Genomic DNA, 22,382 nt, shown 5'->3' on the forward strand with positions numbered 1-22,382 from the left:
CAAATAGAGATTGTTTAGCGTCATTTTATCGTCGATCTTTGCCTTTAAAGATCATATAGTATATGCTAATAAGTATTTTATTTGGCTTCTTATGTTATTTTCTCCGGGTGTTGATCAAACACAAGGAAAAAATCATGCGCCAGATAAGACAAATGGTAAAACAAAAATAAAATGGACAAAAAACGAACCACCAGTTCTTTCAGGGCAATGAGCACGGAAAGAAAACTCGAGTCGATCTTCCTTTTCGTAACAGGCCGATGCAACGCCAAATGCGCAATGTGTTTCTATGCCCAAGAAATGGATAAGAAGCAACCCGACCTCACTTTCGATGAAATCAAGAAGATATCAGAAACCGCCGGGCAATTCAATCGATTATGGATATCCGGGGGTGAGCCTACCTTGCGTGAGGATCTACCGGAAATATTGGAGTTATTCTACAAAAACAACCATATCAAAGATGTGAACATCCCTACGAACGGCTTAAAACCAGACCGGATCGTCGAATGGGTAAAACGGTTCCGCCAGAACTGCCCGGATTGTAATATTAACGTAAGCCTTTCCTTGGATGGCTTCGGTACGACCCACGATACACAGAGAGGCGTACCGGGAAACTTCTATAAGGCCTTGGAAACCCTGCGTAAGATACAGGAGAATTTCGGAGATGACGGCAAAGTCTTAAAAAATATAGCAACCGTTATCACGAAATACAATATAGACCAGATAGAAGACTTCATGACTTGGGTATACGGACGTTTCCGTACCTCCACGCATACGATTGAGGCTGCCAGAGGCATGACCCGTGACGATGGCGTGAAAATCCTAACCGAGTCAACGCTACGCAAAATACAAGATGACATATCCCCTATCTATTCTGCTTATGCGGATCGGATGGTAGCGGATACCACCGGCTTAAGGAAACCGATCACACGCTTCTTCTATCTCGGCCTTATACGTACCTTATATAATGTGCGTGCCAGCAACATAGATCACCCGACCCCTTGGGGGATGGATTGTACGGCCGGAGAGACTACCTTGGTAATCGACTACGACGGACGTTTTCGTGCCTGCGAGCTACGGGAACCGCTCGGAAATATAAAAGAGTATGGTTGCGATATAAGTAAAGTGATGAATAGCGAAGCGATGAAACAGGAAATAGCCGCTATCGGACATGGGTATAAAGCCAACTGTTGGTGTACGCACGGCTGCTGGATCACCTCATCCGTCATTTTCAATCCACGTAAGATGATTCGCTCCGTATATAAAGGATACCGGGAAACGAAACGATTGAATCATCCCCTAGCCATCAATGAGCAGAAACTACAAACGATGGAAGCCAAATACCATCTGGACATCGAGCGTTTGCGTCAACTGAATATCCGGTAAACAAGACCCTCATAGCCCATAAATAAACGTAGCATGAAAATACTATTAGTAACCAGAGGCTCACAAGGCGACGTCCTTCCTTATTTGGCCATAGCGGCCGAATTGGAAAGACGTGGCCATGAGGTGACCATCAATCTCCCTCAAATATTCGAGGAGACCGTTAAACCCTACGGATTTAAATACGTATTGCAGCAGTTTGACGATATCGGCGGCATGATCGATAGCGCAGCGCAAAACTCACATAAATTCCGGCCATTCCTTAAATGGATGAGGAACGTGATCGATAAACAGTTCGATCAATTGATTCCCCTACTAAAAGAGCATGATATTTTAGTATCGACCAACTCGGAATTTGCTGTCGCAAGTATCGCCGAGTATTGCAAGAAGCCCTTGATACGTACCGCCTACGCCCCGTTCTTGCCGGGTAAGAAGATTCCCCCGGCCGTATTGCCATTTCCCAAACCCAACCCGATCATCACCCCTGCCATCTTATGGAAGTTGATGAACCGGATGACCAATTTCATGGTCAAAGACACGATCAACAAGAACCGGGCTAAATACGGACTCGCACCGATTCGTAATTTTGGTTATCATGCGGGAGAGCGTTCATATAATTACTTGCTTTTCAGCCAGCACCTAGGAAACATAGATCCGGACTGGACGTTCAAATGGTCGATCGGAGGCTATTGCTTCAATGACACTTTTCAATATGATGAGAAGGCTTACGAGGAAATGATATCATTCGTCGACAGCGCTCAAAGCCCTATTATCTTTTTTACCCTCGGGAGTTGTAGTTCCAAGGATGGTAACCGTTTTAGCAAAGCCTTGGTCGATATTTGCAAGAAACATGATTATCGGCTCATCATCGATTCCGGTTGGGCAAAGACAGGAATCACCTTACAAGCGGATAAACATTTATTCTTAATGAAGCAGCCGGTTCCGCATAATTTGATATTTCCGCACTGCGACGGCGTTATCCATCATGGAGGTTGCGGCACGACCCATAGCGTAGGAAGGGCGGGAAAGCCCCAATTAATCACTCCGTTGATTATCGATCAACCCTATTGGTCCTATCGAATCCACCAATTAGGGTTAGGGCCGGAAGGGCTTAAGATAGCGAAAGCGAGCGAGCAGGAGATCGAACGCAAGGTTTGTGATCTGGTCACCAATCCGCTTTATAAGAAAAATGCCGCTCATATAGGCGAGATGATCCAAAAAGAGGGAGGTATAAAGAATATATGCGACTCTATCGAAAGATTTCAATGAGGCATAAGTTCCTATTAGATTTTATTACATGTTACAAAACACAATTTAGCACTTAAACTATTGACAAATAATAGTAACTCCGTATATTTGCATCGTGGTTTTTTCATAATAGTATTAGATTTAAGGTTAACAAAGTTTGGTTAGGGCTTGTCGTGAGACAGGCTTTAATTGTTTTATAAGGTCTGCTTCCCGCAAAGCCCTTCGATTACATCAGAATAATCCGATGCGTCAATAAAGTTGATATCTTGTCTTTTAAGATCTTCCCATTAATCGGTTTCGCCGTATAGGCATCAAATCCACTATTAATGATCCGTTGCTCATCTTGGGCGAAAGCATAAGCCGTCACCGCGATAATAGGCACGCTAGCAGAAACCTTACGAATCTCTGCGGTAGCCTCGTATCCATCCATGACCGGCATCTTTATATCCATCAAGATCAACTGAGGTTTGTGCTGATAAAATAGCTCCACAGCCTCCTTTCCATTCCATGCATGAATCAATTTATATTCAGGCTTCAATATAGACTCAAACAGGCGATAATTACTGGAATTGTCCTCAGCGATCAAGATCGTAACCTCACTTCGGGCGATCTTCTCCAAAGTAACAGGCTTCTGCTCTTCACTAGGAAATAATTCTTTCTTCGGCTGAAAAGGCAATGTAAACCAGAACTTAGAGCCTTTCCCTTCCATAGAATCAACCCCGATCGTTCCTTTCATCTGGGTAACAATCATCTCACAGATGCTTAAACCCAATCCTGTTCCTTGAGCGAAAGTGTTCAGTTTCACAAAACGTCCGAAAATATCTTTCCGTTTATTCTCCGGGATTCCGCAGCCCGTATCCTCTACATAGAACCACAACGTATTATCATCCCGCAGTTTATAGCCAAATGAGATCAATCCTGCCTGCGTAAATTTCATGGCATTGTTCAACAGATTGATCATCAGTTGGGACAGACGATTTCGATCCGTATAAATCACGCAAGGCTCCAGATAATCCTTAAATGAGATCTGTACATCCGGATTCTTATTCTTCAAATGAGCCGATTGCTCCAAATCCCTCAATACAGCGTTAATATCCACATAGTCATAAGTAAACTCCAAGGTACCCGCCTCAATTTTTGACAAATCCAAGATATCGTTTATCAACTGCAACAATAGGGAATTATTATTCTCGATAATATCAGCGAATTCCTTCTTATCCTCAAGGTTATCGGTCGAGGCGAGGATATTAGAGAAACCTACGATCGCATTCAACGGTGTACGTATCTCATGGCTCATATTAGCTAAAAACGCAGATTTCAATTTATTCGACTCCTCCGCCTTATCCCTAGCCATTCGAAGGTCATGTTCCAATTGCTTACGCTCGGTAATAGATATCGTAGACCCGATCAACGCTTTCGGTTTACCGGAAGCATCATATTCGACCATTACCTGTATCTCCTCCCACTCATGGCGATCTTCTCCCGGAATCAACCGCTCCAGACAATATTCTTTTCGTACTTTCTTTATTTTCCCATTACACAAATCATCGAAAGCCTTTTCCACGCAAGCCCTGAAAGACGGGTGTATCTTGCTGAAATATTCCTTCAACGAAACCTCATGGGTATGCACCTCTGCTGTCTCTATATTATCTCCCGGATGTACTTTCGACTCATAGATAATCTTCTCTTCAGCCAGATTATATCGCCACGGTAAAAGATCTGCCGCCTCTAACGCCATAGCCAGCTTATGATTCATGGCTTTCAAATGCGTCTGGAATTTATGGATATCCGTAATATCAATAAAAAACGCATCAACCACATTCTCTTCCGAGGTAGGCATGATGATAATCGTATAGTAAAGCCCTGTCGGCTCAAAATAATACTCACAAGTAAAGGATTTCCCACTCTCCAGAACTGTAGGTACAGCCGATAGAAGCAAAGGATAACTTCCCCCAATTAAATTAGCGATCTCTTTTCCATGCTTATTTACCACGAAATCTTTAGGAGCGATTTTTTCCTCGAAAGCATGGTTTACATCCAAAACCTGCACATCGATTTGCGTACCTTCCCGAATCAGCCGCTGCCGTATATAAGGCAATGGCATATTATTAAATAAATCACGGTAACGGGATAATAGCCTCAACTCCACTTCCTTCATCTTTTGCTTAGAACGATACACGTAATGCCACGCTAAAAACACGACTACCAGAAAGAATATCAGAAAGCCTAACAGTTGCATCCAATATTTTTCCAAGAAAGAGGGAGGCGCATTCAAGTAGATCGCATCACGCGGGAAATTATCTTCATTAGATATCGCACTTATCAACGAAACATAATTCAAGTATTTATGAGGATCATCCACCGTTGAAACCGGGATCTTGCCCATATCTTCACCGTTATAAACTTGTTGTAGCAAGGGGATTAGAGCAGTCTCAATCGTTTTAGCGCTATTATAATATCCACCAATCGTATATCCTTCTTCCACACCCATATCATATAAAGAAAAAACAGGATGCCTAGAAATACCGTTTATACCTTGATATAAAGTACTATATAATAACGAGTGATTCAAGAAAGGTTTCTCGGTAATCCACGAGTAATACATCACGGCTGTCGCTCGATGCGGATCTTTCTCCGACAGAACCGCCAATAAACTATCCATGGAGCAAGAACCCTCCGTATAAAAATCCACTTTCCCCTCAGGGAAAGAAGTTTCCATATGTTTCTCCATCTCATCCCGGAGCCATGTGGAAACATAACGTCTGTCGGATATGAAAATCAGACGTTTCAAACCCGGGATTAATTCCTTCACCAAGTCGATCGAACCTTTAACATAATAAGGGATAACCAATCCCGTAGCGTTATACCCCTTAACCGCCTCTTGTAAAGGAATCACCCTATCAGAGGAATGCCTCTGATTAAAATAACATTCATTTTCTGCCATTTCCCCCGTCTCCGAACAGACCAGAGTGGGAATATCCCCCCATTTCTCCCGGATCTTATCCCGCATAAAAGCCCATCCATTTACGCCTAAGTAGATAATTCCATCCGGCTTCTTCTTGTTAGCTTCAAAGAAGACCTCTTGTTTCTCTTTTAATTTCTCTGGCGTATCAACCAACATCACGCTTATATGATCTATCCGGAGAGTGTACTCCTCCGGGGTAGCGAACTTCGAGATCATGTTTAATAAATTACCAGACCAACGTTCGCCATCCACATATGAATTTATCACCAATACATACGATTCCTCCTTGACCGGATATGAAGAACTCCCATAAGCCGGAGTCGGCATACCGGCTATCAAGCATAAAATCAATCCAAAATAAAGTATTATTGCCTTTAAATTTATAATATTTCGTATCATTCCCTACATTCCTCTATTGCAGTTGTAAAGACAAAGATATTCCTTAATTATCAACTAATCTTATCAAACTAGTTTTTTTATCAAGTTTTGGTGTCAAATTCACGTTTCTTACAAACTAAAGGCTTTTTTAATCGGGATTATTCGGTTATTTACCGATACTCGTATAGAAATCAGCGGTATTTACTTGTGTATAGAATGACGAACCCGTACATTTGATAAAAAACAAAAAAATGGAACTTATGGATATGAAAGATTATGACATCGATTTTAAAGAGAAGAGGACAAACGGGTATCTGATCGCTACCTTATTTATCATTGTCGGTATATTATTTTTACTGCGGAATCTAGGAATGATAGATCCATCCTTATTTGACTTGCTTGTATCTTGGCCGATGCTGCTTGTCGTGTCGGGCATCTTTACGATTTTCCACCGTAATCCGGTAGGAGGTATGCTCCTCGTAGGCGTGGGAGTCTATTTCCTTTTCCCGCAGTTAAATTGGATCACGAACGATTTCTTACGTATATATTGGCCGTTAGGATTAATCCTGTTAGGATTGGTCATCATGCTGAAGCGGAAAGATTCTATCCGCACGAAAAAGCATAAACGTCCTTTTAACCATCCCCCTTTCGGGCACAGAAAGCCTAACGATGAGATCAACTACGAGACAGATAACGGTTTCGTATCGGTTGACACCACTTTCAACTCGGTAAGGCACATCGTACTGGACCCCGTATTCAAGGGAGCGGACATAGACGTATCTTTCGGCAACGTGATCCTCGATCTTAAAAAAACAACATTAGAGGCTGATGAAACCATCATAAACATAGATAGCTCCTTCAGCGGCGTAGTAATATACGTTCCTAAAGGATGGCTGGTTCGTCTAAAGGTTGATTCCTTCTTGGCTGGATGCCAAGACATGAGGGACCTGACAGAAACAACCGACATGACGCACACGTTATATATATGTGGAGACTTGTCGTTCAGCGGCCTTGAACTAAGAGACTAAACTCATCATGCAAGAACATCCTATTACAACATCCATATTACATAAAGGGCTGGGAAGCCTATTATTACTTTTAGCCATAGCGATCCAATGCGCATTATTAACTCTTTATGGCGATCTTCCGTTGAGCATCACTTTGGTCGATAGCTTACTTTCCATCGCATTGTTCGCCGTAGCGGGATATTATCTTTGGTATGTACAATGTACGTTACATATCATGCAAGCACGAGTGGCTTTCGCCGTACTCGTACAAATCGCTTGCATAGCCGGATGCTCGATCTTGCTACAAATATTCGGATTGGAAGATTGGGAGGAATTCTCGATCACGATTCCTTTTCGATTCCTGTTCGGCCTAATGGCATGGATCATTCTATCCCAATGGTATGCCAGCCGGGAAAGAAAGAGTGAGGCGGAGCTTATCGTGAGACAAATGGAGGAAAAGACGGCACCTCCCCCGACTACCGTTCCGGAGGAGATTCTAGATCGTATATCCGTAAAAGACGGGACACGTATTCATATCATCCCGATAAAAGAGATATTCTATTTGCAAGCATGTGGCGACTATGTGACCTTATTCACTACTTCCGGTCAGCACGTAAAGGAGCAAACCATGAAGTATTTCGAGCGAAGCCTTCCTTCTCCGGAGTTCGTTCGTATACATCGCTCTTATATCGTTAATACGGAACAGATATTGCGAGTAGAACTATTCGGAAAAGAAGCCTATCAAGTACGATTAAAGGATGGAACCTATCTTCGTGCCAGTAGCGCTGGCTATAAGCTACTCAAAGAACGTCTTTCCCTTTAGCAGTCCTATAAAAGGAAGCTAATCATCGTTAAAATTAGAAGATTTTGATTGTAATATATAGAGTTTTGTGTTGTGTAACACTTTTTGGCAAGCATCGATATGTTACTTAACATATATTAGTTGCAAAAGACTTGACAAATGGTCTTGACGAACGTATCTTTGCATCGTGGTTTTTTCATAATAGTATTAGATTTAAGGTTAACAAAGTTTGGTTAGGGCTTGTCGTGAGACAGGCTTTAATTGTTTATAGGGATTTGCTTCCCTAGATTTACATATAACTATAAAAAAACGGCCACCCCTAAAAAGAGGCGGCCGTAATTATACCATAAGATAGGATTTCTATTCCTCAACAATACCTACGACTTCCATCTCAAAAATCATCGTAGTGCAAGGTTTTACAACAACAGCCCCGGTATTAGGATTCTTATATCCCGCTTCTCCATATCCAAGTTGCGAGGGAACCCAAATCTCCCATTTATCACCGGGATGCATATTCTGTAAAGCCGTGGCAAAGCCATCAGTCATCTTGTACACTTCCATCACCGCAGGCTCTCCAGCCTCGAAAGAACGATCATCAAAAACTTCACCATTTATAAAAGAGCCTTTATAATAACATTCCACCTTGCTCGTATAATAAATCGGCTCCTTACTCTCCCCAGTCTTCAAGACCTTGTAAAGGATAAATCCGGCATTACTTTGAGAACTCAATTGCTCGAAACCCGGAACCAGCATCTGGGCTTGAAAAGCCTCCTCATTCTGGACCTTCCAAACCTCATCCACCTCTAGTGCCTCATCATCATCCCCACAAGAGGTGATCATGAGCACGCAAAACAACATCAACGCAATATGCCAGTACTTCTTCATTCGTTTACTCTATTACCTTTTTCAATAAATTCTTCATGCTCACCTTCTCCGTGATAATATCGTGAAGCTTATCGATACTTACGCGCTCTTGCTCCATCGTGTCACGGAAACGGATCGTTACGCAATTATCCTTCAAGGTGTCATGGTCTACCGTAATACAATACGGGGTACCGATCGCATCCTGACGGCGATAACGCTTACCAATAGAATCCTTCTCGTCGTATTGGCAACGGAAGTCGAAACGCAACATATTTATAATCTCCTCAGCTTTCTCGGGCAAGCCATCTTTCTTCACCAATGGCAATACGGCCAACTTGATCGGAGCCAAGGCTGCGGGCAACTTCAATACCACACGGCTCTCGCCATTCGCCAACGTCTCCTCGCAGTAAGAACCCGCCATGATGCTCAAGAACACACGGTCTACACCGATCGAGGTCTCGATTACATACGGAGTGTAACTCTGGTTCAACTCCGGATCGAAATATTGGATCTTTTTACCGGAAAACTTCTCATGCTGACTCAAGTCGAAGTTCGTACGGCTATGTATACCCTCCACTTCCTTAAATCCGAACGGCATCTCGAACTCGATATCCGTAGCCGCGTTAGCGTAGTGAGCCAACTTCTCATGATCGTGATAACGATACTTCTGATCTCCCAAGCCAAGAGCTTGATGCCATTTCAAGCGAGTAGACTTCCATTTCTTGAACCACTCGATCTCCTCACCCGGACGAACAAAGAATTGCATCTCCATTTGCTCGAACTCACGCATACGGAAGATAAACTGACGAGCCACGATCTCATTACGGAACGCCTTACCGATCTGGGCGATACCGAACGGGATCTTCATACGGCCAGTCTTCTGCACATTCAAGAAGTTCACGAAAATACCTTGAGCCGTCTCCGGACGAAGATAAATCTTAGTCGCTCCATCAGCGGTAGAACCCATATCCGTAGAGAACATCAAGTTAAACTGGCGAACCTCCGTCCAGTTACGAGTTCCGGAAATCGGGCAAACGATCTCGCAATCCAAGATCAATTGGCGAAGATCCTCGAAGTTAGACTCGTTCATCGCCTTACTATAACGCTCATGAATCTCATTCCATTTCGCTTGATGCTCCAATACACGAGGATTCGTCTCACGGAATTTAGCCTCATCGAAAGCGTCACCGAATTTCTTTGCGGCTTTCGCCACTTCCTTATTTATTTTCTCCTCGATCTTGCCCAAATGGTCCTCGATCAAAACGTCCGCACGGTAACGTTTCTTCGAGTCCTTGTTATCGATCAACGGATCATTAAAAGCGTCAACATGGCCGGAAGCTTTCCAGATAGTAGGGTGCATAAAAATAGCGGAATCAATACCCACTACATTCTCATGCAGCAAAGTCATGCTATCCCACCAATATTTCTTTATATTATTCTTTAACTCAACACCATACTGGCCATAATCGTATACCGCTCCCAAACCGTCATAAATCTCTGAGGAGGGAAATACGAAACCATACTCCTTACAGTGTGAAACTAATTTCTTAAATACATCTTCTTGTGCCATAATCTAATAATTTGCCAATTTTGTTAATATGCCAATGTGCCAATGATAAGTCCATCGGAGACCCGCCTGAGTGACACATTAGCACATGGTCTCCTTTATGCGGCTACAAAGTAAATGATTTTTTCCGTAACTATAGAAAGTTTTGTATATTTACGACGTAAATCGTTAGTGTTTGCGCAAACAGTATAATTTAAACAAGATAATACCATGAAATCAGAAGAAATCTCACGCCGCTCGTTCCTTAAGCGAGCGCTAGCCTTATCGGCAGTATCAGCCATCCCGTCGTTCTGGACACCCGCCCACGGACGTGTTCTACCTACTTCCCCGCTAATCAGCGCTAATGACCGGGTAAATATAGCGTTCATCGGCATCGGACAACGAGGGGGCGAGATCGCCAAGGAATTGTATAACACAGGTCTGTGTAACGTGGTAGCTCTCTGCGACGTGGACATGGGAGCCCCTCACACGCAAGAGATTATCAACATGTTCCCGAAAGCGGCCCGTTTTCAGGACTTCCGCACGATGTTCGACCGGATGGCGGACAAGATCGATGCCGTCAGCGTAGGCGTGCCGGATCATTCCCACTTCCCGATCACGATCGAGGCGATGGCGCACGGCAAACATGTATATGTAGAGAAACCGATGGCCCGCACGTTCCAAGAAATAGAGATCATGATGCGTGGAGCGAAGAAATACGGCGTTGTCACCCAAATGGGTAACCAAGGACATTCCGAGGCGAACTATTTCCAATTCAAGGCATGGAAAGAGGCCGGTATTATCAAGGATGTTACCGCCATTACCGCCCATATGAATAATCCGCGTCGCTGGCACGGATGGAACCCGAATATTAGGCATATGCCTATGGGAGAACCGGTTCCCGAGACGATGGATTGGGACACATGGATCGGCGTAGCTCAATATCATGATTACAACCATGACTACCATTTGGGACAATGGCGTTGTTGGTACGACTTCGGAATGGGTGTCTTAGGAGATTGGGGAGCGCATATTTTGGATACGGCACATGAATTCCTAGATTTAGGATTGCCTACAGAAATAAATCCGCTTTATTTGAAAGACCATAACCCGTTCTTCTTCCCGATGTCATCCACCCTTCTGTTTAAATTCCCGGAAAGAGGGAATATGCCGGCCGTGGATATCACTTGGTACGATGGACTGGACAATATCCCCGCCGTACCGGAAGGTTATGGTGTCTCGGAGCTCGACCCGAACATCCCGACCGTAGCCGGAGGGAAGATACAACCGGCGAAGTTGAACCCGGGCAAGGAAATCTACTCGAAAGAATTAACCTTCAAGGGTGGTTCTCATGGAAGTACCTTATCTATCATCCCGGATGAGAAAGCGAAAGAGATGGAATCCCGCTTACCGGAAGTGCCGAAAAGCCCGTCTAACCATTTCGCGAACTTCCTGTTAAGCTGTATGGGTAAGGAGAAAACCCGCTCACCGTTCTCGATCGCCGGCCCATTAAGTCAGGTATTCTGTCTCGGCGTATTAAGCCAGCGCTTGAACCGCAAGCTCGTCTTCGATCGTGACACGAAACAGATCACGAACGATCCGGAAGCGAATAAGATGCTGTGTGGTTTGCCGCCTCGCAAAGGATGGGAACAATATTATACCATTTAATTGAAACATGGAGAATTGAAAGTTATTCGTTCATCGCTTTAACTTTCAATTCTCCCATATAATTTACAAGCCCATTTGCTACAACATCTACAACTATCCCTGCAATCATCTGGTCTTAGGATACTTAATCCATGGTGGTAGATAAAAAACATCTACAATTATCTGGCTCTATCTACCACTATTTACTGCCATTTACCACTTTTCCTTCACCTAACACAACGATCCTCTACACTCACTATATAGCATTATCCGATCTCCTTTCAACATATATAAAATATTAGCATCTAGTTATTTGTAGTTTTTCAGACTAAAAAATAAAAGTTTGTCCATATGAAAACAAAAGTTTAATAAGCGGAAAACTTTTATTTCTCTATAGGGAAACTAAAGTTTCCTCAGTATGAAACTTTTGTTACCTCTAAGAGAAACCCACTTTTGCTTTTAATCCCGACGCTACGCTCTGCATTTTTTGTTATATTTATGGCAAATATAGAAAACCATAAGAACTAAAAGAATTTTCAAATTACCGGAGGAAAAGTACAAGGAGTGAGAACAACTACGGAAGGGGTCTTATTGTATAAGGGTATTTCATGAAGACCGGAAATCCGAACGAACAAGGATTGGACGAATAGGCCCCCTATACGAAGGAAAAAACATTCGTGATGACATTCCATATCGAATAAAGTCATCACGAACGCCTTCAAATATACTCATAGGACTCCGAGAAACTCGACTGGGAGCTAGAAGAAGCTAATTCTTCAGAGACTAATTGAAGCAGATTGCCATTCTGATCATAGGACTTCGTGATCCGACGAAGCTCTATGGATTCTTTTTCTGTTGGAAGGTCGGCATAAACCATGATCTCCATGTTCAATCCGTTCTCATTACGGTACTCGCTATATCGGAGAACCTCGGACGTTTCGGGATCACGAATCGTTTCTTTTGTCAACAACCCTGTCTCATCGTACTCATAGTCCGTATAAGTAAGCTTCCGGCCGAGTTCGTCGTACTCAACTTTCCGTTCCAGAAGATTATTCTTATAAGAAAAGACTGTCACCTTGCTCTTGCCAATAACCGGATATTCAGTAATCTCCTTTATTTTCCGGCCTTGTTCATCATACTTATAATGAAGCGTAGACAAATTATGATACGTCTGATCTAGGTTTCTGTTGAAGTAAACTTCTTTAGACAAAAAACCCCACTCGTCATAAACATATTCAACGTAGCCAATCAAGTATCCTTCTCCATCCTCCGTATTCAATGGATATAATACCTTGGAGATACGTCCCGACTCATCGTACACATATTCCTTCGCCAGACTCTGAGGAGAGGAAATACCCGCACCGTACCAAACTCGTGCCAATTTAGCTCCCTCCGGATAAACAACACTAGGACAAATCACCGGCTTAGCCTCATCTTGAAATGAGTCCTCGCTACACCCCAGAGTGCCCAGCAAGACAAAAAGCAGGATGATCCCACCTATCGGATTGATGATTCTCATAATATCTTATTTATTTAAGTTTCTATAAGTTATAGATGATCAAACAATCTCAAAAGCTGCGTATCTATTAAAAAAAGACACCGAATATTCGTCAGATTCGTATCCTATAAGTGATTTGCTGTTAAAGCTTGAACTTATACCCAACCGTCAGACTCATCGTATTGTAATTGGCACCGACACTTCTTACCTCATACAGAGAGAAATTATCGCCATCGATCTTATAGTTACCGCCCTCATCACCTAGAGAGAGATCATACCCCAGATTCATCACCCAGTTATTCACCTCTATACCAAAAGAAGTTGTCAATCCCCAATCAAAAGAATTCACGTCTCGAAATGGATGATCGGCGTTTTCAGCCTCATCACATCCCGAATGGCCATAACCATAACTATACCCTAGGCCAGTAGATTTGACATATTTACCAAGCGCCTGCGGCTCCTTCGAATACCCCATCGTAAACGAAGATCCCCAATTCGTATCATTCTTGACAGATACACCGGCATACATACCGACCGCTAAATGCATACGTACCTCTTTCGACACTTTCCATGAGAAATCAGCCATCACGGGCAATTGCAAAAAATGTTGCGTGATACCACCGGTCATCATCTCTTTCAAGACATACGTGGCAGACTCCGTCGTTCTCGGATAATCTCCCAACGAATACCCTCTATTCGCATAATATAAACCGGATTTCAATCCAATCCATCCCGGTTCAAACTGGTAAGATACACCAACGCCTACCTTAACCCCCGCACGCCAGCTAGAGCCCATTCCAACACGATTAACCGCGGCAAATCCACCCTCCGGAGTAATCCCCCAGCGTGATTGAGCGCTCACCATCAAGCCACTCAAAGCGCATAACACAAATAAAATCAGCTTCTTCATATCATATTCTTTTATATGTAAATATCAATTGTTATTGATAAGACAAAAGATTCTGAAAAACCCCTACCACCTAAATATTTATTTTATAAAATCTCTTTATTTAACGCAAACTCACTCTCGTAAAAGCCTCATTCTTATAAAAACTGCCGAATATTTGCTATATTTACACCCTGTTAGCAATTTGGCGTAATAGCGTTGTGTAGAAAGAACTGGATTTTATGAGACCGGAAGATAAAGAAGACGATTATATCGAGGATAAGGAAAACGAGGAAATTGAGGATATAAATAGTGATACCCAAGATAACGAGACTACGGAGGAAGAGGCGAATACCCATTCCGACTATAAAGTCCCGGGGAAAGGGGATACACGTGTCACGACCTATCATTTGTCTGGGATGTACCAAAACTGGTTCCTAGACTACGCTTCTTATGTGATCTTGGAACGGGCCGTTCCGCATATCAACGATGGACTGAAACCCGTACAACGACGTATCCTGCACTCCATGAGGAGGTTGGATGACGGGCGGTATAACAAGGTCGCAAATATCGTAGGTCATACGATGCAGTTCCACCCTCACGGAGACGCCTCTATCGGAGATGCCTTGGTGCAATTGGGACAAAAAGATCTGTTGATCGATTGCCAAGGAAACTGGGGTAATATCCTGACGGGAGACGGAGCCGCCGCTCCTCGTTATATAGAGGCTCGCCTTTCCAAGTTTGCCTTGGAGACCGTATTCAATCCCAAGACAACCCTTTGGCAGCTTTCTTACGACGGGCGTAATAAGGAACCGGTTACCTTACCGGTAAAATTCCCTTTATTGCTGGCACAGGGCGTGGAAGGTATCGCCGTAGGCCTGTCTTCCAAGATACTCCCTCATAATTTCAATGAGTTATTAGATGCTTCCATCGCCTATCTACGGGGAGAGGAATTCGCGTTATACCCGGATTTCCAGACAGGAGGCTCTATCGACATAGCCAAATATAATGATGGAGAACGGGGTGGATCGGTGAAAGTCCGTGCAAAAATCGGCAAGCTCGATAATAAGACATTGGTGATCTCGGAGATCCCGTATGGAAAAACAACCTCTACCGTGATCGAGTCCATCCTAAAAGCGAACGATAAAGGAAAGATCAAGATCAAGAAGGTAGACGATAATACCGCCAAGGATGTAGAGATCTTGGTGCATCTCGCTCCGGGGGTCTCTTCAGACAAGACCATCGATGCTTTATACGCCTTTACGGATTGTGAGATCAGTATCTCCCCGAACTGTTGCGTGATCAAGGAGGACAAGCCGCATTTCCTTACGGTCAGCGATGTGCTTCGCCACTCTACGGATCGTACGCTGGAGCTTTTACGGGAAGAGCTCAAGATCCAGAAACAAGAGCAGGAGGAGGCCCTGTTCTTCGCCTCCCTTGAAAAGATATTTATCGAGGAACGTATTTATAAAGACCCGGAATTCGAGAACGCCAAGAACATGGACGAGGCGATATCCCATATCGACCTTCGTTTAGAGCCGTTCAAGCCCCGATTTATCCGTGAGGTTACCCGGGACGATATCCTGAAACTCATGGAGATCAAGATGGGACGTATCTTAAAGTTCAACTCCGACAAGAGTAACGAGTTCATTGCCCAGACCTTGGAACAAATCGCCAAGATCAACGATAAGCTGGAACATATCGTCGACTATACCATCGATTGGTTTACCATGCTGAAAGAGAAATACGGCAAGGCTTACCCTCGCCATACCGTGATACGCAATTTCGACACGATCGAGGCGACCAAGGTCGTAGAGGCGAACGAGAAATTGTATATCAACCGTCAAGAAGGTTTCATCGGTATGGGACTGAAAAAGGACGAGTTCATATGTAACTGCTCGGATATAGACGATGTCATCATCTTCTATCGCAACGGTACTTATAAGATCGTCAAGGTAGCGGATAAGATCTTTATCGGTAAGGATATTCTATATGTCAACGTATTTAAGCGCAATGACAACCGGACGATTTACAACGTTATATACCGGGACGGTAAGTTCGGATATAATTACATCAAACGCTTCGCTGTCACGGGCGCTACACGCGACCGGGAATACGACCTGACCAAAGGAACGGAAAACTCCCGTGTCCTTTACTTCAGCGCGAACCCGAACGGAGAGGCGGAGACCGTCAAGGTAATCCTGAAACCCAAACCCCGGCAGAAACTACTCGTCTTCGAGAAGAACTTCAGCGAGATAGCCATTAAGGGACGGGGCTCTCAAGGTAATATCCTGACGAAAGCGGAAGTGCACAAGATCAGCCTCAAGCAGAAAGGCTCTTCCACCTTGGGAGGCCGGGAAGTATGGTTCGACTGGGACGTACTCCGGTTAAATTACGATGGGCGGGGAGAAGAGCTAGGCGAGTTCCACAGCAACGACCAGATATTGGTGATCCTGCCGAACGGCGATTTCTACGCCACGAATTTCGACCTTAGCAATCACTACGAGTCCAATATCATGGTCATCGAGAAATACGAGCCGAGCAAGATATGGACTGCCGTATTATACGACGCAGATCAGAAATATTATTATATCAAACGATTCCTGCTGGAGGTAAACACCCGGAAGCAGAATTTCCTAGGAGAGAATCCGAAGAACCGCCTGATGTTGCTTACGGATGAGGTCTACCCGCGTATCGAGGTGATCTTCGGAGGCCATGACGCCTTCCGGGAGGCTCTCGTCCTCGATGCCGACGAATTTATCGCGGTGAAAGGCTTCAAAGCCAAAGGTAAACGAATCTCTACATTTGAGGTCGAGACAATCAATGAGCTGGAACCGAATCGCTTCGTCCCTTCCGAAAACGCATCGGAATCAGACGATACCGAAGGCAATGAGGAGGGAAACGACACTGACGACGGGCAGAGTACCACGGATATTATCGATGAAATTACGGGACAGATGAAATTGTTTGACGAATAACCTATGAAAGCTATCACCTGTTTGATTGGTTTGTTCCTGCTGTTTCTCGCGTCACCGGCCAAGGCCCAGTCCGATGGAGACGAGATCCCTTGGTCTATCAACAGCGGGACCATGGTCGGTATAGGAAGCTACAACCTAATGGACACCTATTTATCTCCCAGCATGGAAGATAAGAAATATACAGGCCCCGGATTACGGGTAATGAATGAACGGATGAAGAGGGTCCGGCTGGCAAACTATCGGGTATCCAGACAGCAAATCATAAGCGTCGATCTGGCTACCACGGATAATGCCGCCTCTACCGCTACGGATTTCGCAGGCTTTATCGATTATACGTTGGGTTACCATTATCATTTGCCCACGCTATTGCCGGATCTAAAGCTTCTGGCGGGTGGTGCCGTGCATGGCATGGGTGGTTTTATATACAATACCCGTAACGGAAATAACCCGGCCTCGGCGAAAGCGGATATCGATTTGAACATCTCTGCCATGGCGATCTATAAGTTACGCGTCAAGGAATATCCCATGACGCTACGCTACCAGTTCACGATCCCCTTCGCCGGTGTTTTATTCTCCCCCCATTACGGGCAATCGTATTACGAGATCTTCAACCTAGGGAATGCCTCGGGAGTGGTGCAATTCAATTCCTTCCATAATAAATTCGCCATGAAGAACTTTTTCACGGTAGATTTCCCGGTTTGTAATTTTACGATACGGGCAGGTTACCTAAACAGCTCTTACCGTACAGATGTCAATGGGATACAGTCTCATATAATCTCTCACTCTTTTATGATCGGCCTCGTGAAAGAATTTATCTCTTTCGGAGGAAAACGCCTAAAGAATACCCAGCGGTTCAGAAGCGCTTATTATTAAAAGGAAATCAAATGAAACGATACCTTATATATATATGTATATCTCTCGGATTCCTGTTTACCGGATGTGAGAAATCGGACGAATACGTGGCCTCCCCACAGGAGAACTTTGAGGCGCTTTGGAAAATATTGGATGAGAATTACTGCTTCTTCGAATACAAGGACATTGATTGGAACGAGGTTCACGACCGTTATAAGACGCAGATAAGCGATACGATGAACCAATACGTCCTATTTGACGTATTAGGCGATATGCTAAACGAGCTGAAAGACGGGCATACCAATTTGATATCCACCTTCAATATGTCCCGCTATTGGGATTGGTACCTCGATTATCCGAATAATTTCGACTCGGACATACAAGAGAATTATCTCGGAAGGAACTACTCGATCGCCGGAGGACTTAAATACACGACATTGAGTGACGGGCAGATCGGGTATATTTACTACGGTAGCTTTTCCAGTTCGGCCGGCGAAAGCGGTTTGGATCACATATTCTATCAATTCAAGGATTGCAAAGGTTTGATCTTCGATATTCGGGATAATGGCGGTGGCATGTTATCAAACGCCGATCGCATCGCTTCCCGTTTCTTGGAGGAAAAGATACTGACCGGCTATATCCAACATAAGACGGGTAAAGGGCACGATGACTTTTCCGAACCTTATCCCCTTTATCTCTCACCTTCCGAGCGTATCCGCTGGTTACGCCCTGTCGTGGTCTTAACGAATCGTCATTGCTACAGCGCCGCCAACGATTTCGTGCAGAAAGTACGCATGATGCCTTATGTAACGACGATGGGAGATCGCACCGGAGGCGGTAGTGGCTTCCCCTTTAACTCCGAGTTGCCCAACGGCTGGGGTGTCCGTTTCTCCGCGTCTCCCATGCTAGATGTAAACAAACAGCATACGGAATTCGGTATCGATCCTACATATAAGGTTTCTATGACCCAAGAAGATATCGAGAAAGGTAAAGATACGATTATCGAGGCGGCGATCACCCACCTCTTGTCCGAGACCGAGAAGAAATAAGGTTTCGCTAAAAAAACAACGCAAATATTTGCAAGTTTATAAAAAAGCATTACCTTTGCACACGATTCCAATGCGGCTGTGGTGTAATTGGTAGCCACGTCAGACTTAGGATCTGATGCTTCACGGCGTGGGGGTTCGAGTCCCTTCAGCCGCACAAATCCAGAAATCCTTGTAAGTTCGCTTACAAGGATTTTTTAGTATGGATAAACCTCCTCCATATATACAAGCACTGTGCAGATCAAGGATTACAAACAATATCCAAATTGTTAATTTTAGAAGATTTTGCGCATATTCTGTATAGTTTCAAATTCAAAAACATTTTTTACACCGGACTGGCATGTTGTTTAACACAAGTTATACTCAAAACCCTTGACAAAGGGGCTTTACAAGCTTATCTTTGCATTGTGGTTTTTTCATAATAGTATTAGATTTAAGGTTAACAAAGTTTGGTTAGGGCTTGTCGTGAGACAGGCTTTAATTATTTATAGGGGTTTCATTCGTTTATAGATGCTTCCCGGCATCGATTTTATCTTTCCATCCAATTCCAACTCAAAGAGCAGAGAAGATAATTGATGTACCGGAAGATTCAAGGCTACGGACAATTCATTGATATGAGATTCCTTTCGCATTTCCAAGAACGACAAGATCCGTTCACTCTCCTCGTTCTCAGGAAATAATAATTGGGTTTGGACCGGTAACGCGTCCGTCTTTTGAGCGACATCCCAACGCATCGCCATGATTAAATCGTCAGCGCAAGTGATCAAGCCTCCTTTATTCTGCCGGATTAAGCTATTACATCCCTTAGAGTTGATATCCGTTACCCGGCCCGGAAAGGCATAGACATCCCGGCCATACGAGAAAGCGATATCCGCCGTGATCAAAGAGCCTCCTTTCTCCGCCGATTCAATAACGATCGTGGCATCCGCCAGACCGGCTACGATCCGGTTTCGCCGGATAAAGTTCTGCCGATCCGGATTCGTCCCGCTAGGAAAGTCGGTCAATAAACCTCCCCGCTCCAACATCTCGACCGCCGTAGAGCGATGCACGGGAGGATAGATACGATCCAAACCATGCGCCAATACGCCCACCGTGGGCAATTGGTTCTTCAACGCATTCCGATGAGCGCAAATATCGATGCCATACGCGAGTCCGCTAACGACCAATAGATCCGGGAAAATCACGGATAAATCCCGCAATAAACGCTCGGTCACTTCCTGTCCATAAGTGGAGGCCCTACGAGTACCCACAACGCTGATGATATGGGCGGCGTTTAAATCCGCGTTCCCCTTGAAATAAAATAAAACCGGAGCGTCCGGGCATTCCCGCAGACGTTCCGGATAATTCATATCTTTCAAGAAATAGATAGAGATACCGTTCTTTTGGGCAAAAGCCAATTCTTTCTCTGCCCGTAAGAGCACATCCGCCCGCTTAATCTCGGTGATAATCGAATCGCCGATACCCGGTATCTTCTCTAGCGACTGGCGCTTTTCCGTAAACACGGCCTCCGCATCTCCCAACGCTTCCAGAAGATGGCGGGCTAGGATATCTCCCACCCCATTAATCATAGTAAGGCCAATTTGGTAAATCTGTTTGTCTGTCATTTATGCTTGTTTTGATTCTATTCGCTTTAGCATCTCATCGAAATATTCTCCTCTGGTTAATTTGCCATTCTCTACGACAACGGATTCCACGACTCCTTTAGTAGCCAGCGCCCCATCGGATTCCCGGTAAATATCTTGCTCGAACACCAGTTTCACCCCTTTCTTATATACATTCAGGCAAGAAGTATACCGATCGCCGCTCCGCAAGGAGTTCTTGAACTGGATATCCACACGGGCCACAAAAGCATCGATGCCCTTCTCATGCATGGCGCCGAAGTTCTCACCCAACGACTCTAGAAACTCATGCCGGGTATGCTCCATATAATGCTGGTAATTGGAGTTATTCACCACGCCTTGCAAATCGCACTCATAATCGCGAACCTTGTCTGTCAGTTTAAAAATATATTCCTTCATTATCGTAGTTCTTTTTCGATTTGTACTTTCTCCATTTTATAAAGACGATCGGACGGGCGGATCTTCTCGGACATCTTTATCGAGAAGCGTTCCCCTTTCACGGTCTCCTCCACCGGTTTCAGGTCTACCCGGATCTCATCGACGGTCTGCATAACGGCTCCGGTCGTGGGACCTGTTACCAAGATCTCATCGCCTACTCTCAAGGAACCGGACTCCATCTCAAACTCGGCGACACCGATTCCGCTGAAGTATTTGATACCCCGTGCCACGTACACTTTCTTACGGGTAGCACCGGAGCCATATTTACTGCTCCATTCACCCAATCGTTGTCCCAGATAGTAGCCATCCCAGAAACCGCGATTAAAGACCCTGCGCAGACGCTCGTCCCAAACCGCTACCTTCTCCTCATCGAAGGTACCTTCGCAATAGGCCTTGATCGCCTCTTTATAACATTCGGTCACGAGACGCACATACTCCGGCCCGCGGGCACGCCCCTCCAGCTTGAACACACGTACGCCGGCATCCATCATCTTATTCATGAAATGAATCGTCTTCAAGTCTTTCGGCGACATGATATACTGATTCTCCACATCCAGCTCGATCTGGCTATCCTTGTCATGCACCGTATAGGCACGACGACAAATTTGCATGCAAGCCCCCCGGTTGGCGGAAGCGTTCATCTCATGCAAACTCAAATAGCATTTACCGGACACGGCCATGCACAAAGCCCCGTGAGCGAACATCTCTATGCGGATCAATTCCCCTTTCGGGCCTTTGATCTGCTGCTTCACGATCTCCTGATAAATCTCATGCACCTGCTTTAAGTTCAATTCGCGAGCCAATACGACCACATCGGCGAAGCGGGCGTAAAACTTCAACGCCTCCACGTTCGAGATATTCAACTGCGTGGATAAGTGCACCTCTTGCCCGATGCTATTCGCGTAATTCATAGCGGCCACATCGGCGGCGATAATGGCGGAGACACCCGCATCCTTAGCGGCGTCTATGATCTCCCTCATCAACGGAAGATCCTCACCATAAATAACCGTATTAACCGTGAGATAACTCTTGATACCATGTTCCCCGCAAATAGCGACGATCTTGCGCAAATCCTCCGTCGTGAAATTATTCGACGAGCGAGAACGCATATTCAATCCTTCGATACCGAAATAAATGGAGTCGGCCCCTCCTTGTATAGCAGCCATCAACGATTCATAGGAACCGACAGGCGCCATTATTTCAAAATCCTTCTCTTTCAAGGTTATAT

The 22,382-nt window shown here is 44.7% G+C and carries 16 protein-coding genes and 1 tRNA gene; 9 read left to right on the forward strand and 8 right to left on the reverse strand.

Annotation, left to right across the window (positions count from 1 at the left end; all coding sequences use genetic code 11):
* The first annotated feature begins 171 nt into the window (after window positions 1-171).
* Together QVP94_RS08430 and QVP94_RS08435 are read left to right on the forward strand one after the other, a co-directional pair.
* Window positions 172-1,383, forward strand: a complete 1,212-nt coding sequence (locus tag QVP94_RS08430; RefSeq protein WP_005862040.1) for a radical SAM protein — start codon at window positions 172-174, stop codon at window positions 1,381-1,383.
* A 33-nt stretch (window positions 1,384-1,416) separates the two neighbouring features.
* The gene (locus QVP94_RS08435; protein ID WP_005862038.1) at window positions 1,417-2,649 is read left to right on the forward strand and encodes a glycosyltransferase; all 1,233 of its coding nucleotides are present in this window, start codon (window positions 1,417-1,419) and stop codon (window positions 2,647-2,649) included.
* Between the two features lie 205 nt (window positions 2,650-2,854).
* Here QVP94_RS08435 and QVP94_RS08440 read toward each other — a convergent pair whose 3' ends face one another.
* The gene (locus tag QVP94_RS08440) at window positions 2,855-5,992 is read right to left on the reverse strand and encodes an ATP-binding protein (RefSeq protein WP_036629101.1); all 3,138 of its coding nucleotides are present in this window, start codon (window positions 5,990-5,992) and stop codon (window positions 2,855-2,857) included.
* Window positions 5,993-6,231: 239 nt separating this feature from the next.
* Here QVP94_RS08440 and QVP94_RS08445 point away from each other — a divergent pair, with 239 nt between their 5' ends.
* Window positions 6,232-6,999, forward strand: a complete 768-nt coding sequence (locus tag QVP94_RS08445) for a LiaI-LiaF-like domain-containing protein (protein WP_057326161.1) — start codon at window positions 6,232-6,234, stop codon at window positions 6,997-6,999.
* Between the two features lie 7 nt (window positions 7,000-7,006).
* Entirely contained in the window at window positions 7,007-7,801 is a 795-nt protein-coding gene (locus tag QVP94_RS08450; RefSeq protein WP_022192368.1) for a LytR/AlgR family response regulator transcription factor, read from the forward strand.
* A 339-nt stretch (window positions 7,802-8,140) separates the two neighbouring features.
* On the opposite strand, the gene bamJ is transcribed toward QVP94_RS08450, so the two are convergent.
* Window positions 8,141-8,665: a BamJ family beta-barrel-assembly machinery protein gene (gene bamJ / locus QVP94_RS08455; RefSeq protein ID WP_008773016.1), complete on the reverse strand. Its 525-nt coding sequence runs from the start codon at window positions 8,663-8,665 to the stop codon at window positions 8,141-8,143.
* 4 nt (window positions 8,666-8,669) lie between these two features.
* On the reverse strand, window positions 8,670-10,214 hold the full coding sequence (locus QVP94_RS08460) for a glycine--tRNA ligase (RefSeq protein WP_005859992.1): 1,545 nt from the start codon (window positions 10,212-10,214) through the stop codon (window positions 8,670-8,672).
* 207 nt (window positions 10,215-10,421) lie between these two features.
* Between QVP94_RS08460 and QVP94_RS08465 the strand changes: the two genes are divergently transcribed.
* On the forward strand, window positions 10,422-11,858 hold the full coding sequence (locus QVP94_RS08465) for a Gfo/Idh/MocA family oxidoreductase (RefSeq protein WP_005859995.1): 1,437 nt from the start codon (window positions 10,422-10,424) through the stop codon (window positions 11,856-11,858).
* Window positions 11,859-12,555: 697 nt separating this feature from the next.
* Here QVP94_RS08465 and QVP94_RS08470 read toward each other — a convergent pair.
* Both QVP94_RS08470 and QVP94_RS08475 read right to left on the reverse strand, forming a co-directional pair.
* Window positions 12,556-13,356 (reverse strand): hypothetical protein, encoded by an 801-nt coding sequence (locus QVP94_RS08470; RefSeq protein WP_022192369.1) that lies wholly within the window; start codon window positions 13,354-13,356, stop codon window positions 12,556-12,558.
* 121 nt (window positions 13,357-13,477) lie between these two features.
* A complete protein-coding gene (locus QVP94_RS08475) occupies window positions 13,478-14,245 on the reverse strand; it encodes a porin family protein (RefSeq protein ID WP_022192370.1) in 768 nt (255 codons plus the stop codon).
* A 218-nt stretch (window positions 14,246-14,463) separates the two neighbouring features.
* On the opposite strand from QVP94_RS08475, the gene QVP94_RS08480 reads away from it, so the two are divergent.
* From QVP94_RS08480 to QVP94_RS08495, 4 genes are all read left to right on the forward strand, one after another.
* Window positions 14,464-17,199, forward strand: coding sequence for a DNA gyrase/topoisomerase IV subunit A (locus QVP94_RS08480; protein ID WP_022192371.1), 2,736 nt, complete (start codon window positions 14,464-14,466; stop codon window positions 17,197-17,199).
* A 3-nt stretch (window positions 17,200-17,202) separates the two neighbouring features.
* Window positions 17,203-18,072 carry a DUF3316 domain-containing protein gene (locus tag QVP94_RS08485; protein WP_022192372.1) on the forward strand — a complete coding sequence of 290 codons (870 nt, stop codon included), beginning with the start codon at window positions 17,203-17,205 and terminating at the stop codon, window positions 18,070-18,072.
* 11 nt (window positions 18,073-18,083) lie between these two features.
* Window positions 18,084-19,100, forward strand: a complete 1,017-nt coding sequence (locus tag QVP94_RS08490; protein WP_022192373.1) for a S41 family peptidase — start codon at window positions 18,084-18,086, stop codon at window positions 19,098-19,100.
* A 72-nt stretch (window positions 19,101-19,172) separates the two neighbouring features.
* Window positions 19,173-19,254 (forward strand) — tRNA-Leu (locus QVP94_RS08495).
* 328 nt (window positions 19,255-19,582) lie between these two features.
* On the opposite strand, the gene dprA is transcribed toward QVP94_RS08495, so the two are convergent.
* From dprA to QVP94_RS08510, 3 genes are read right to left on the reverse strand one after another with little or no spacing between them, the layout of a single operon-like run.
* The gene (dprA, locus tag QVP94_RS08500; protein ID WP_022192374.1) at window positions 19,583-20,701 is read right to left on the reverse strand and encodes a DNA-processing protein DprA; all 1,119 of its coding nucleotides are present in this window, start codon (window positions 20,699-20,701) and stop codon (window positions 19,583-19,585) included.
* Window positions 20,702-21,115, reverse strand: a complete 414-nt coding sequence (locus QVP94_RS08505) for an acyl-CoA thioesterase (protein ID WP_005860009.1) — start codon at window positions 21,113-21,115, stop codon at window positions 20,702-20,704.
* On the reverse strand, window positions 21,115-22,374 hold the full coding sequence (locus QVP94_RS08510) for a peptidase U32 family protein (protein ID WP_022192375.1): 1,260 nt from the start codon (window positions 22,372-22,374) through the stop codon (window positions 21,115-21,117). Before QVP94_RS08510 ends, QVP94_RS08505 begins: the two co-directional genes overlap by 1 nt.
* Window positions 22,375-22,382 lie beyond the last annotated feature (8 nt).

The organism is Parabacteroides sp. CAG:2 (assembly GCF_000436315.1).
Taxonomy (GTDB): Bacteria; Bacteroidota; Bacteroidia; order Bacteroidales; family Tannerellaceae; genus Parabacteroides; species Parabacteroides distasonis.